Below are 13080 nucleotides of genomic sequence, written 5' to 3'. Positions count from 1 at the left end.
ACGCATCAGAGGCTCACAACCGGAAGGTCGATGCGGCGGCCGGACTCTGAGCTGGCCAGCCCCTGCTCGGCCAGCTGCACACCGCGGGCCCCGGCGAGGAAGTCGAAGCTGTTTGGAGCGTCTTCGGCGACGTGGCGGATGAACTCCTCCCACTGGGTCTTGAAGCCGTTCTCGATGACGTCGTTGTCTGGAACCTCGAGCCAGTCGCCGGCGTAGTTGTGGGCGTCGGCGAGGTCGGGGTTCCAGGTCGGCTTCGGTGTGCCGTTACGTGGCTGGATCTTGCAGCCGAAGAGACCGACCACCGCGCTGCCGTGGGTGCCGTCGACCTGGAACTCAACGAGCTCGTCGCGGTTCACGCGCACGGTCCAGCTGGAGTTCAACTGGGCCACGATGCCGCCCTCCAGCTCGAACACGGCGTATGCCGCGTCATCCGCTGTCGCGGTGTATTCGGCCCCGTTCTCGTCGACGCGGGTGGGGATGTGGGTGGCGGCTCTGGCGTAGACCGATTCGACCCGACCGAAGAGATTCTCCAACACGTAGTTCCAGTGCGGGAACATGTCGACGATGATTCCGCCGCCGTCTTCGCTGCGGTAGTTCCAGCTCGGGCGCTGGGCGGATTGCCAGTCGCCCTCGAAGACCCAGTAGCCGAACTCGCCGCGCACAGAGAGGATGCGGCCGAAGAAGCCGGAGTCGATCAGGCGCTTCAGTTTCTGCAGGCCCGGCAGGTAGAGCTTGTCGTGCACGACGCCGTTCTTGACGCCGGCCGCCTGGGCGAGGCGGGCGAGTTCGAGGGCCTCCTCGAAGCTCTCTGCGGTGGGCTTCTCGGTGTAGATCGCCTTGCCGGCGGCGATGGCTTTACGAATGGCCGCAACGCGCGCCTTCGTCACCAGGAAGTCCGCGTAGATCTGCCAGCGGTCGTCGGCCAGTGCGGCGTCGAGGTCTGTCGTGTAGTTCTCGATGCCGTGCCTGTCGGCCAGTTCCTTGAGCTTTGCCTCGTTGCGTCCCACCAGAATGGGTTCGACCTGCACTCGGGTGCCGCCTTCGAGCAGCACGCCGCCCTGTTCGCGGATGGCGAGGATCGAGCGCACCAGGTGCTGTCGGTAACCCATGCGCCCTGTGGCGCCGTTCATGATGATGCCGATGGTCGACTCTGACACGCGTTGCTCTTTCTGTTGGGGTGAAGCCAGGGCTGGGCCGCTCGGAAAGCGTTTACCTGAGTGTAGGCCAGACCTTGTTTCAACGCAACGAGGCGCACCGGAGTGTGCGACCACAGCTCCACTGCCTGCCTTGCTCTGTCGGCACTGCCTCTATCAGCACTGCCTCTATCGGCACTGCCTCTATCGGCACTGCCTCTATCGGCACTGCCTCTATCGGCACTGCCTCTATCAGCGCTGCCTCAATCAGCACTGCTTCAATCGGTGACGGCCGTCGTCGCGAGAACCGGAGTGCTTCCACGGAGCACCACGGTGGCCGCGATCGGGGTCGCCGTCTCACGATCCGACTTGGGGGCGAGGGCGAGTTCGACCGCCTGACGCCCGACATCCTCGAGCGGAATGCGCACCGTCGTCAGGGCAGGCGTGACGTCGCGCACCGTCGGAATATCGTCGTAGCCGGCGAGCGCGATGGTTTCACCAGGAATGCGACCCCCTTCTCGCAGCGCCGACATGGCTCCGACTGCCATGACGTCGTTGACCGCGAAGACGAGTTCGACCTCATCGATTCCGCGCTGCAGGAGTTCTGTCGCGGCGTCATACCCGCCGTCGCGAGTGAACTCCGTGTGCACAATGTGCTCGGTGGGAATGCTCAGAGCGTGTTCGGCGAGTCCGTCCATGAAGCCGGTGAGCCGGTCGCGCGCGGTGAGCAACGACTCGGAGCCGGAGATGGCGGCGAATCGCCGATAGCCGAGGTCGACGAGCGCGCGTGCAAGCTGCCGGGCACCGCCGTAGTTGTCGAGCAGCACGGTGTCGAACGGGAGCTCCGGCTGGCTGATGAACACCACGCGCCCGCCGGTCGATTCGAAGGCGTCGAGTTCGGCAGCGAGAGCGGGTTGCGTCTCCTCGCCGGCAAAACGCGATCCGGCCAGGATCAGCACCCGGGGCCGCTGCCCGCGCAGGGCTTTAACCAGGTCGAGCTCGCGGGTTGCGTCACGTTCGGTGGCGGCCATGGTGACGATCAGTCCGGCCTCCTCTGAGGCGCGGATCACGCCTGCGGCGATCGACGAGAAGTACGGGTCGGCGATGTCGCCGACCAGCAGGGCGACCGTCATTGTGGTGCCCTTTGCAACGGCTTGCGCGGAGAGGTTCGGCGTGTAGCCGAGTTCGGCGGCGGCAGCAAGAACCCGAACGCGGTATTCCTCGTTGACCTTGCGTTCGCTTCCGTTCAGGGAGCGGGATGCCGTGGCCAGTGACACACCGGCCGCCCGTGCGACATCGTGCAGTGTTGGTGCTTTTGCTCCCGCGTTCATGCGTAGATCATCCTTTCGCGGCGAACGACCCCTTCGTGCCCGCCTGGCGCTCATTCTCGCATGCGTGTGGACTTCGACTCGTTCGGCATTGCTGCCCGGGTTCCCGCCGGTGCGGAAGACGCTTTCCCTGTTAGCCTGAGTGTCATTCTAAACCGAGCCAGAGTGAAATCCACGTCGAGGAGATGCCCGTGACGATCACGAATGACCGCGCAGGCGACATCGCGGACCAGCCGCTGCGGGTTGCCATCGTCGGAACCGGCGCCGTGGCCCGGCTGCACGCCCAGACGCTCCAGGAGATGCCGCGCGTGACGATCGTCGCCGCGGCCGACACTCTTCCGGGACGCGCGGCGGAGTTCGCGTCTGCGCACGGCATCCCGAATGCCTACTCGTCGTTCGATGATCTTCTCGCGGCCCACAAAATCGACGTCGTCCACCTGTGCACCCCTCCCGGCGGCCATGCCGGGCAGGCGGTCATCGCCTTCGCTCATGGCGCCCATGTGGTTGTCGAGAAGCCGCCGGCGTTGTCGCTGGCCGACCTTGACACGATGACGGATGCCGCGACGAAAGCGGGCAGGCGACTGGCTGTCGTCTTCCAGCAGCGCACCGGCAGCGCGGTGAGACACATCAGGAAGCTGCTCGAATCGGGAGCGTTCGGCCGCCCACTCGTCGCGCTCTGCCAGACGCTGTGGTACCGAGATGATGACTACTTCGAGGTGCCGTGGCGTGGCCGCTGGGAAACCGAGGGCGGCGGCACGACACTCAGTCACGGCATCCATCAGATCGACCTCCTCGCTCACCTGCTCGGCGACTGGCGGCTCGTGCAGGGCCAGCTCTGGCGACTTGAGCGCGATATCGACACGGAAGACGTTTCGACCGGCACCATCGTCTTCACATCTGGCGCCGTCGCATCCGTCGTCAACAGCGTTCTCTCCCCGCGGGAGACCAGCAACATTCGCATCGACACCGACAAAGCGACCATCGAAGTCGATCATCTTTACGGGCACGACCACACCAATTGGCGAATCACACCGGCGCTGGGGGTCAGCGAGTCCGAAGCGGCGGGCTGGGCGCTGCCTGCGGATGAGGTACAGAGTGGCCACGAGGCACTTCTTGACGAGGTGTACGCGGCCCTCGAGACCGGCGGTGAACTGCCGGCGGTCGCCGATCATCCGGCGCGCGCGCTGGAAATCGTCTCGGCACTCTACGCCTCGGGGCGGGAGAACGCCGTCATCGAGCGGACGCGCATCGTTTCCGAACCCGAACTGCGTGGCGGCATGCGCGCACCGGTCACCCCGTTGCAGCAGGGCTGAGATCCGACATGGCTGAGTTCAAACATGGCTGAGTTCCGCGGCACCGACGCGGGGTACGAGATCTCCGTTGGTGTGGCCGGCGTTGGCAGCTCCGTCGATGTTGCGAGCGTCGTGACGGCGACGGATGCCGCGGCGTCCGTGTCGGTGTCGGCGTCCGAGTCGCCGCGTCCGTACATACATCCGCTGAGGAGCCTCGCAGGCAGGCTCGTGAGCGACTACCGGCCATCTGACCATGCCTGGCACTGGGGGTTGTCGATTGCCGTGTCGAACATCGAGGTGCCAGGCCAATCGCAGCCGGTCAACCTGTGGGGCGGTGTGACCTGGCAGCAGGAGCTGGGGTACGTGCAGCTGGAGAACAACGGTGCGCAGCGCCACGACGCCTTCGCGATCGAGGAAGACAGCGCAGGGCGTGCGCGCGCTCTCGACGATGTGACCTGGCTCGCCAACGACGGCGCTCCGTTCCTGGCCGAGAAACGGCGCACGTCGGCGACGGCCATCGACACGGGGTCCTGGCGGCTCGACGTTGAAAGCGAGTGGCACAATCTCGCCTCTGGCCCCCTCCGTTTCGGTAGCCCGACCACAGCCGGGCGTCCGAATGCGGGCTATGGTGGCTTCTTTCTGCGGGGAGCAACGGAGCTTCTTGATGCCCGAGTTCTCTTTGACGGCCACAAGATATCGGCCGACGATGCGATGGGGCAGCGTGGCGACTGGGTCGCGCTCAGCCAGCCGACGGCATCCGTCAGCGTTTCATCAGTCAGCGATTCTTCAGCCACTGCTTCAGTCACTGTTGCCATGTGGGCAGACCCGGCGAATCCGGTCGGCCGGGCGCCGTGGTTCGTGCGCACGTCGCCGGTCGTGATGCTGTGCGCCGCTCCCTTCTTCCACGACGAGTGGGAGCTCGCTGAGGGCGCAACCGCGACCTGGCGCTGGAGCCTCTTGGTCGCGGATGGTGAGCTGGACGCTGCGTCGATTGCCGACGCGCTCGTGCGATGAGCGCACCGATCTACCGTGACCCGGCGTTCGATGGTGCGACCGACCCCACCGTCATCTGGAACCGGCTCGCCGGCCAGTGGTGGATGTTCTACACGCAGCGCAGGGCCACGCTCGACGCGCCTGGTGTCGAATGGGTGCACGGGAGCCGGATCGGTATCGCCGTATCCGTTGACTCCGTTGAATCCGTTGACTCCGTCGACGACGGTGCAAGGTGGGAGTACGGGGGAGTTGTCGAGGGCCTCGATGCGGGAGTGGATGCGGGCGCGGAGGTGAACACGCACTGGGCGCCGGAGGTCATCGATGACGGCGAGCAGTTCCACATGTACCTCACCTGGATCGCGGGGACGCCCGATCGCTGGGAAGGTCACCTGCGCCGGATCGTGCATTTCACCAGCCCGGATCTCGTTGGCTGGTCGCGGCAGGGCGCGCTTGAGCTCAGCTCAGACCGAGTGATCGACGCCGCTGTTGCCCTCACAGCCGACGGGCGCCACCGACTCTGGTACAAGGACGAAGCCGACGATTCGACAACCTGGTCGGCGGTCAGCGACGATCTGTTCCGGTGGGATGTCGAGGGTCAATCGATCGGGGGAGCGCCGCATGAGGGGCCCAACGTCTTCCGGCTCGGCGAGTGGTGCTGGCTGATCACCGACGAGTGGCGGGGGCAGGCGGTGTACCGGTCGGCCGACGGCATCCGTTGGCAGCGCCAGGGTCTTGTGCTGGCCGAGCCCGGTTCGCATGCCGACGATCGCCAGGTCGCCCGGCACGCAGACGTTGTCGTGCAGGGCGACCACGCGATCGCCTTTTACTTCACCCACCCGTACTGGGACGGCAGCGAAATCGCCGACGCGTCGAGTGTCGCTCAGCGTCGGTCGGCGATCCACATCGCCCGGCTCGACGTGCGAGACGGTGTGCTGGTCGCCGACCGCGACATCTCGCCAGAGCTCGCACTGACCCCGCCTGCGTGACACTCACCGACATCGGAAATCGCCGTTCGCGCCGACAGGCGCCGGAGGAGCGGCGATTCTGGGCGCTGCGGGCGATTCTCGGCGCGAGTGCGGAAGCGTGATGCGGCGATTCCGGTAGAGATTATTACGCCATTGCATCGATTCAACCGTCTTTTTGGGCTCGCGTTGACCTGCGGCGCGACCGCGCCTATAGTGAGGGGAAACGCTTTCCCAAGCGCTCGAGGCAATCACCAGACAATGACGTTCCCGGAAGGACAACGATGTTCAACAGACACAAGACACGCACGGCTCTGACCGTTGCGGCCATCGCAGTGACCGGGGCCCTGGCCCTCAGCGGCTGCTCCGCCGGCGGCGACTCCAGCGGCGAAGAGGGGGGCGCGGTCACGCTCGATTTCGCGTTCTGGGGTAACGATGTGCGTGCAGCGATGTACGACGAAGCGATCGCCGCGTTTGAAGAGGAATTCCCTGACATCACCGTCAACGTGAGCTTCCTCGGGTTCCCCGAGTTCTGGGAGAAGCGCCAGATCGAGGCCACCAGCGGTGGGCTGCCTGACGTGCTCCAATTCGACTACTCCTACCTGCGCCAGTACTCGGAGAACAACCTGCTCCTCGACTTGAAGCCGTACCTCGGCAAGGAGATCAAGACCGACGCGCTGAGCGACCAGATCCTCGGCATCGGCGTCGTGAACGACACGACCTACGGTATTGCGACCTCCACGAATGCCTGGGGCATGTTCCAGAACCCCAAGCTGCTCGAGCAGGTGGGCGTCGAGGCATACCCTGGCGGTGGCAGCTGGGATGACTACAAGAAGTACATCGGAGAGGTCACCACGGCGGCACAGGGTGCCGGAGTCGAACTGTGGGGTGGAAACGACTACACCGGTCGCATCCAGAACTTCGAGATCCAGCTTCGCGCCGAAGGCGACAGCCTCTTCACGGATGACGGAGAACCGGGCTTCGACAAGGAACAGCTGAAGGAATTCTGGGCGCAGGGCGACGACATTCGTCAGGGTGTTGCGATCCCGCAGCAGCGTCTCGAAGAGGTCTATCCGGTCTCCGGGTTTGACGCGGCACTGACTACGAGTGAGCTGACCTGGGACAACTTCGGCGCCGGCTACCTGGGCAACCTGGGTGAGGCATACACCGAACTCGGTCTCGTCGCACCGCCCGTCACCAAGGAGGGTGCGAAGGACCTCTACCTGAAGCCCTCCATGCTGCACACCATCTCGGCCAACACCGAGCACCCGAAGGAGTCCGCTGAACTGCTGAACTTCCTGGTCAACTCTCCAGAGGTCGGCGCCGCATTCGGTACCAACCGAGGCCTACCGGCGTCGACGACTCAGCTTGACGGTGTCGAACTGGGTGGCCTCGATGAGCAGATACGCGACTATGAGGAATCCATCTCCGACCGTCTCGGTGACGCCCCGCCGGCTCCAATCGTCGGATATGGCACCATCGAAGAGAAGTTCCGCCTGCTCGGAACCGACCTCGGCCTCGGTGTACTGACAGTTGATGAGGCGGTCGAACAGTTCTTCTCAGAACTCGACGTGATCCTGAACAGCTGACCCGCTTCACCACCACCACCAACACCCGCTCGGAGACTCACTCGTGACCAACACTCCCGTGTCCTCCAAGCCGGCTCCGGTAACGGTGCCGTCTGCCCGCCCTGCGCCTGTGCGCCGGGCGGGTGGCCGGGCGGCGCCCTCGCAGAAGCAACGCTCGACGCGGCGCGAGAATTTGGCCGGCTACGGTTTCCTGCTTCCCTGGCTCGTCGGGTTCTTCGGCCTGACGGTCGGTCCGATGCTGATCTCGCTGTACCTGGCGTTCACGAGCTACAACCTCTTCACCGATCCGGAGTGGATCGGGTTCGATAACTTCACCCGCATGTTCACCGATGACCCGATTTACATGAAGTCGGTGGGCATCACCCTGATCTACGTTCTGGTCGGTACGCCGATCAAGCTCGCGGCCGCACTCGGCATTGCCATGCTGCTGAACTACCGCGACGCCGGATCCGGATTCTTCCGTTCCTCCTTCTATGCGCCATCGCTGATCGGCGCGAGCGTCAGCGTCGCCATCGTCTGGCGGGCGATGTTCGCCGCCAACGGGCCGGTTGACGGCGGCCTCAGCTTCCTCGGCATCCAGATCGGCGGCTGGGTCGGCAACGTCGACCTCGTTGTTCCGATGATGATCATCCTCGCCGTCTGGCAGTTCGGTGCGCCGATGGTGATCTTCCTCGCCGGCCTCAAGCAGGTTCCGCAGGAACTCTACGAAGCCGCAGAAATGGATGGTGCCGGTCCATTCCGCCGCTTCCGCAATGTCACCCTGCCGATGCTCTCGCCTGTCATCTTCTTCAACCTGCTGCTCGAGACGATCAACGCCTTCCAGATATTCAGTTCGGCCTTCATCATCTCGAACGGCAGTGGCGGCCCGGGTGGCATGACCAACTTCTATACGGTGTATCTCTACAAGCGTGCTTTCGCCGATCTCCAGATGGGCTACGCATCCGCAATGGCCTGGGTATTGGTCATCGTGGTCGCGATCGCCGCCCTCGTGCTGTTCCGCACCTCCAAACGCTGGGTCCACTACGGAGGAGATTCCTGATGAGCATCCTCAACGAAACCCCGCTCGATGAAACGGTCTTCGCGGCATCCGTCGCCCCAGATACGCCGCAACGCCCGCGTCGGGTCTCCCGCAAGAAGCTGAACAGCATCATCTGGTTCATCGCGCTCGGCGCCCTGACCCTGCTGGTGCTCTACCCGCTGATCTGGCTGGTCTTCGCCACTTTCAAGCCCTCGAGTGAGTTCGGTTCGAACCCGGGGCTCCTGCCGGAGAGCCCGACGATCGACAACTTCATCAAGGTCGTTGAGGGCATCGGCGGCACTCCGCTGTGGAGGTTCTTCGCCAACTCGCTGCTCATTGCGGGGCTGGCCGTGATCGGCACCCTCGTGTCGTCGTCCATGGCGGCGTATGCGTTCGCCCGCATCCGTTTCAAGGGTGTCGGCCTCTACTTCACGGCCATGATCGGCACGCTGCTGCTGCCGTTCCACGTGCTGATCATCCCGCAGTACATCATGTTCCAGAAGATCGGGTGGGTGGACACGTACATACCACTCCTGATCGGCAAATTTCTCGCGGTCGAGGCGTTCTTCGTGTTCCTGATGGTGCAGTTCATCCGCAACCTGCCCAAAGAGATGGACGAGGCCGCGCGCATCGACGGGGCCGGCCACACGCGCATCTTCGTGTCGATCATCCTGCCGTTGATTCGGCCGGCGCTGATCACCTCGGCGATCTTCAGCTTTATCTGGACATGGAACGACTTCCTCGGGCCACTGCTGTATGTGACGACGCCGGAAAAGTATCCGCTGCCGATCGCGTTGCGCCTCTACAACGACGCGACGAGTACATCCGACTTCGGTGCGACGGTTGCGGTGTCGATGCTGGCGCTGCTGCCGATTCTGATCTTCTTCATCGTGTTCCAGAGGTTCCTGGTCGCCGGGGTGGCGACGCAGGGGGTGAAGGGCTGATCATGGCCTCACCTCGGCAGTCCCAGCGTGCGGCGGCGCGGACAGCGCGCAGGATTGAGCTCTCCGGCGCCGGTCCGGCCGGTGCTGAGCATCGGCCAGGGCGGTGGCCGGGCGCGAGTGCGAAGTTCGCGCTCTTCGGTGAAGTTCTGTACACGGGGGTGTTGGTGAGCGTGCTCTCGGTGCCGCTCGTGACGATTCCGCTGGCCGCGGCCGTCGGCACCCGTCACCTGCGTCGTCACCTGCGCGGGGAGGAATCAGGAATCGGCCTGGTCGGACGAGACCTGAAACGCGGCATTCTCGGCAGCCTTGTGATCGGCTTCATCATGGTGGCGATCATCGCCGCGCTGCTCGTTGACCTTGCGCTGGCCACGGACGGCATCATTCCGGGTGCCGCGCTGGTGGGCGTTGTCGGCTGGGTCGGTCTGGTACTCGTCGCCGTCGCGTTGCTGACGGCCGCACGGCTGTGGGCGCCGGAGACCGGCTGGCTCCCGGCGATTCGCTCGTGCGTGGACGTGTGGCGACAGGATGTGGCCGGGCTGGGATATCTGCTCGCAGCTGTACTTGTTGTGGCCGTGTTCAGCTGGCAGCTTCTGCCGCTGATCGTGCCGGGAATCGGCTGCCTGATCCTGGCGCTCCTGGCCATCCCAGAGCGCCGCCGCACCGACGACGAAGAGTAGCCGGGCTTCGCTACCCGACGCTGTCCCCGGATTCGGTTGACTGCCACACTTCAAGCGAATTTCAGGCGGTGACGGATGCCTGCGGCGGGTTGCAGAGGAAGAGCTCGATGACCGGCACTGCGGCATCCGGTCGCACCGGCGGTATTGTCAGCGTGAGGGTTCCTGCCGGCTGGCCACCCGGCTCAGTGTTGAAGGCCTTCCTTTGTGGATCAGATTCCTCGAAGGCGATCTCCGAACCGTCGTGGAGCAACTGGGCGTAGCGAACGCGCCCGGCGAGACCGGGCAGGTGCACGTGCCCGAACGGCCAGTGCAGCAGGTGCAGGTAGAGCCGGTCGGCTCGGCTGGTGAGTACGGTGCCAGACGGAGCGGTGAACTCGCTGGCTCCGGCGCCGTACACGGCTCGGCCGTTGCGTCGCATCCACTCGCCGATGGCAGCGAGACGTGAGCGATCGCGTTCGGCCATGCCGCCCCGGCCGTCTGGCCCGATGTTCAGCAGAAAGTTGCCGTTCTTCGAGACGGTGTCGATCAGCATCCGGAGCAGCAGGTCCGGCTCTTTGAACGCGAGGTTGTCACGGTCGTAGCCCCAGCTACCGTTCAAGGTCTGGCAGGCTTCCCAGGCGACGGGGATGCCGTCGGTGAGCGGGGGCGAGCTCGGCTGGTATTGCTCCGGAGTGACCAGGTCGCCCGGAATACCGAGCCGGTCGTTGACGACGATCCCGGGCTGGAGGCGGCGGGTGGTGGCCAGGAGTCTCTCGGAGTCCCAGTCCTCCGGGGTCTTGCCCGGCCATCCGTCTGCCTCGCGGGAATCGGTGAAGTCATAGAACAGGTAGTCGATCTGGCCGTAGTCGGTGAGGAGCTCGGTGACCTGGGCGTGCAGGAACTCACGGTAGCGCTCCGGATGCTTCGCAGCGTTCTCGGCACGGGCATCCGGGTGGTCGCGGCGGGGGTGGTGGGCGTCGATCAGGTAGTCGGGGTGGTGCCAGTCGAGCAGCGAGAAATAGAGGCCGACGCGGAGTCCTTCGGCGCGAACGGCGTCGACGAACTCTGCGACCAGGTCGCGGCCGCAAGTCTGCACGGAGCTATATTCGCTGACGGCGGTGTTCCACAGCGCAAAGCCCTCGTGGTGCTTCGCGGTCAGTACGACGTATTTCGCGCCGGCCTTCTTCGCCTCACGCGCAATGGCGGTGGCGTCGAACCGGTCTGGGTCGAAGTGGTCGGCGTAGCGCTGGTAGTCGTCGGTGCTGGTCTTTTCGTTCGACATCACCCACTCGTGCCTGGCTGCCATGCTGTACAAGCCGAAGTGCACAAACAGTCCGAATCGATCGGCGGAGAACCAGGCTGCAGGGGTTGTTGGTGTGGCGATCTCGTTGCTGGACTCGGTCATCCGTTTCACTCCGTTGTTTTTGTGCCTGCAGTCCGCAATTTAGCAGGGAAAGCGCTTGCCACATTGATGCTCCTCACCCTATCGCGCGTCACGCGCCCTGTCAGCACCAGCACCCAGTTGCGCTGTCCCCGGATTCGGATAGATCGCAACGTCCCGCGTGTCGTGGCACATTCGCCCGGCATGTCGTGTGGATCTCCGAATCCGGGGACAGGGAACGGCGCTGGCCGCCGGAGGAAGGCGGGCAGGCCAGGTCGGCGGGTCAGAACGGATGCAGGTGCAGGCCACGTCGCATGAGCAGCCGAACCGTGGACAATACCATCGGCCATTCATACAGAATCTGATTATGGCTGAAGCGCACGATATGGAATCCGTGCGAGAGAAGCCAGGCGTAACGCGAGTGATCGCGATCGAAGGCGGTGCCGCCTGTATGCGGTCCTTCTCCGTTGCACTCGAAGAGCAGCCATTCACCAATGAGTAGGTCCCCGGCGAAATTCCCCGGCAGCGGCGCCTGCGGCACAACCGGGATTCCAGCGTCTTCGAAATTGCACCGCGCCACCGTTTCGCCGACCGCTTGGGAGAGCCCAGTTGCGCGGTCGACGACGCTGGTTCGCTTGATTCGGCTCACACGCGAGCGCACTCTCGCAAGTCCGGCCGCGTCGAGCAGTGGGATGCCGCGGTTGGGCCCGTGACGCGGAGGCTCCAAAGCCGAGTCCAGGGTGCAGATCGCATCCAGCGCCGGGCGGCATCCGATGATCTGCACAAGGCAGTCTTCGAACTGGACCGTTCGACGTGAGTCTTGCGACAGTCGGTAGTCCGCCCAATGGAGAACTATGCCAGCTTGTTCGGCAGACTGCGCCGGCCTGAACCGCACACGACGATCTCCGCGGGAGCGAAACCTGGAATCGTTCGCATCCACAGACACATGAAGTGGCGGATTCTGCTGGAGCACTCGCAGCCCATAGATTCTGGCCGCCGAGACACAACAGATGCGCCCACCGACCCGGAGCGCTTGAACGATTTCCTCGGGTGTGTTCGGGAGGCAGTAGTGGCCGATGCGCTGGCGAACGATGCGTCCGGATGCGACCGCGACAGCCAGCATCCGTTTGCCGCAGCCTTCCCCTCGGAGTTCAGCCGTGCTGGCGACACCTCCGAAGCGATGTAAGAGTTCGGCGACATCGGACATGAGCCGAGTGTGACGGTTGGGCTCGTCTCCCTGGCCGCTCTCTGGCAAATCTGTGGATGAAGCGCGAGGGCTTGACCCTGTGGAGGAGCCGCGGGTGCGCCGGATGCCTGTCCCGGGATTCGGATACTTCGGCGACACGCCGCCTGCACCCGCGTGGGGAGCCGGGGTGTCGTCGAGAAATCCGAATCCGGGGACATTGCGCGGGGAGAGGGCGCGGGGAGAGGGCGAGGAGGGCGAGGAGGAGGAGGAGGAGGAGGAGGAGGAGTGTCAATCCCCTGAAACCGTGGAGACTTTGCTAAGTGGGTTTTGTGTTTTCGGATCGCCGGACGGGGTCGTGCATCGGGTGCGGCAGGCTGTGGCCTGCCGGTGCTGCCGCCGGTCAGGGGCCGCGGAGGCTCGCGGGTCAAGGGCGGCCGGAGGCCGTCGCGCAGCGATCGCGTAGCGACCCTTGAGGCGGGAGAGGTGGCCCCGTAACCTGCACGGCCCCGCCCGGCGATCCGAAAGGGCCGGGCGGGAAGACAGCGGCGGCGTCAGCCGCCTCCATCAATCGTTCATGCCGCTTCCGATCCGGAATCTG

At 64.7% G+C, this 13080-nt stretch carries 12 protein-coding genes; 8 read left to right on the top strand and 4 right to left on the bottom strand.

Annotated elements, in window-relative coordinates; all coding sequences use genetic code 11:
- Nucleotides 1-5: 5 nt before the first annotated feature.
- Together K323_RS0121690 and K323_RS0121685 are read right to left on the bottom strand one after the other, a co-directional pair.
- Entirely contained in the window at nucleotides 6-1130 is a 1125-nt protein-coding gene (locus K323_RS0121690) for a Gfo/Idh/MocA family protein (protein WP_033373859.1), read from the bottom strand.
- Between the two features lie 281 nt (nucleotides 1131-1411).
- Nucleotides 1412-2464 (bottom strand): LacI family DNA-binding transcriptional regulator, encoded by a 1053-nt coding sequence (locus K323_RS0121685; RefSeq protein ID WP_022887364.1) that lies wholly within the window; start codon nucleotides 2462-2464, stop codon nucleotides 1412-1414.
- Nucleotides 2465-2652: 188 nt separating this feature from the next.
- On the opposite strand from K323_RS0121685, the gene K323_RS0121680 reads away from it, so the two are divergent.
- From K323_RS0121680 to K323_RS0121650, 7 genes are all read left to right on the top strand, one after another.
- On the top strand, nucleotides 2653-3774 hold the full coding sequence (locus K323_RS0121680; RefSeq protein ID WP_245571041.1) for a Gfo/Idh/MocA family protein: 1122 nt from the start codon (nucleotides 2653-2655) through the stop codon (nucleotides 3772-3774).
- 24 nt (nucleotides 3775-3798) lie between these two features.
- Entirely contained in the window at nucleotides 3799-4767 is a 969-nt protein-coding gene (locus K323_RS0121675) for a DUF6807 domain-containing protein (protein ID WP_022887362.1), read from the top strand.
- Nucleotides 4764-5732, top strand: coding sequence for a glycoside hydrolase family protein (locus tag K323_RS0121670; protein WP_022887361.1), 969 nt, complete (start codon nucleotides 4764-4766; stop codon nucleotides 5730-5732). Before K323_RS0121675 ends, K323_RS0121670 begins: the two co-directional genes overlap by 4 nt.
- Before the next feature lie 260 nt (nucleotides 5733-5992).
- Nucleotides 5993-7297, top strand: coding sequence for an ABC transporter substrate-binding protein (locus K323_RS0121665; RefSeq protein ID WP_022887360.1), 1305 nt, complete (start codon nucleotides 5993-5995; stop codon nucleotides 7295-7297).
- 172 nt (nucleotides 7298-7469) lie between these two features.
- On the top strand, nucleotides 7470-8336 hold the full coding sequence (locus K323_RS0121660) for a carbohydrate ABC transporter permease (RefSeq protein WP_022887359.1): 867 nt from the start codon (nucleotides 7470-7472) through the stop codon (nucleotides 8334-8336).
- Nucleotides 8336-9259 carry a carbohydrate ABC transporter permease gene (locus tag K323_RS0121655; protein ID WP_022887358.1) on the top strand — a complete coding sequence of 308 codons (924 nt, stop codon included), beginning with the start codon at nucleotides 8336-8338 and terminating at the stop codon, nucleotides 9257-9259. Before K323_RS0121660 ends, K323_RS0121655 begins: the two co-directional genes overlap by 1 nt.
- A gap of 2 nt (nucleotides 9260-9261) precedes the next feature.
- Entirely contained in the window at nucleotides 9262-9936 is a 675-nt protein-coding gene (locus tag K323_RS0121650) for a hypothetical protein (protein WP_022887357.1), read from the top strand.
- A gap of 61 nt (nucleotides 9937-9997) precedes the next feature.
- On the opposite strand, the gene K323_RS0121645 is transcribed toward K323_RS0121650, so the two are convergent.
- Together K323_RS0121645 and K323_RS29605 are read right to left on the bottom strand one after the other, a co-directional pair.
- On the bottom strand, nucleotides 9998-11320 hold the full coding sequence (locus K323_RS0121645; RefSeq protein WP_022887356.1) for an alpha-L-fucosidase: 1323 nt from the start codon (nucleotides 11318-11320) through the stop codon (nucleotides 9998-10000).
- Nucleotides 11321-11579: 259 nt separating this feature from the next.
- The gene (locus tag K323_RS29605) at nucleotides 11580-12080 is read right to left on the bottom strand and encodes an endonuclease domain-containing protein (RefSeq protein WP_084697614.1); all 501 of its coding nucleotides are present in this window, start codon (nucleotides 12078-12080) and stop codon (nucleotides 11580-11582) included.
- Between the two features lie 162 nt (nucleotides 12081-12242).
- Here K323_RS29605 and K323_RS29945 point away from each other — a divergent pair, with 162 nt between their 5' ends.
- The gene (locus tag K323_RS29945; RefSeq protein WP_157509542.1) at nucleotides 12243-12482 is read left to right on the top strand and encodes a hypothetical protein; all 240 of its coding nucleotides are present in this window, start codon (nucleotides 12243-12245) and stop codon (nucleotides 12480-12482) included.
- Nucleotides 12483-13080 lie beyond the last annotated feature (598 nt).

This window comes from Glaciibacter superstes DSM 21135 (assembly GCF_000421145.1).
GTDB lineage: Bacteria > Actinomycetota > Actinomycetes > Actinomycetales > Microbacteriaceae > Cryobacterium > Cryobacterium superstes.
This window is presented reverse-complemented; position numbering and strand designations above follow the sequence as displayed.

What these genes read in the sequence shown, in the direction of transcription:
- K323_RS0121690 (WP_033373859.1), bottom strand. Translation starts at nt 1,130, where the DNA reads ATGAACGGCGCCACAGGGCGCATGGGTTACCGACAGCACCTGGTGCGC.
- K323_RS0121685 (WP_022887364.1), bottom strand. Translation starts at nt 2,464, where the DNA reads ATGAACGCGGGAGCAAAAGCACCAACACTGCACGATGTCGCACGGGCG.
- K323_RS0121675 (WP_022887362.1), top strand. Translation starts at nt 3,799, where the DNA reads ATGGCTGAGTTCCGCGGCACCGACGCGGGGTACGAGATCTCCGTTGGT.
- K323_RS0121670 (WP_022887361.1), top strand. Translation starts at nt 4,764, where the DNA reads ATGAGCGCACCGATCTACCGTGACCCGGCGTTCGATGGTGCGACCGAC.
- K323_RS0121665 (WP_022887360.1), top strand. Translation starts at nt 5,993, where the DNA reads ATGTTCAACAGACACAAGACACGCACGGCTCTGACCGTTGCGGCCATC.
- K323_RS0121655 (WP_022887358.1), top strand. Translation starts at nt 8,336, where the DNA reads ATGAGCATCCTCAACGAAACCCCGCTCGATGAAACGGTCTTCGCGGCA.
- K323_RS0121650 (WP_022887357.1), top strand. Translation starts at nt 9,262, where the DNA reads ATGGCCTCACCTCGGCAGTCCCAGCGTGCGGCGGCGCGGACAGCGCGC.
- K323_RS0121645 (WP_022887356.1), bottom strand. Translation starts at nt 11,320, where the DNA reads ATGACCGAGTCCAGCAACGAGATCGCCACACCAACAACCCCTGCAGCC.
- K323_RS29945 (WP_157509542.1), top strand. Translation starts at nt 12,243, where the DNA reads ATGAAGTGGCGGATTCTGCTGGAGCACTCGCAGCCCATAGATTCTGGC.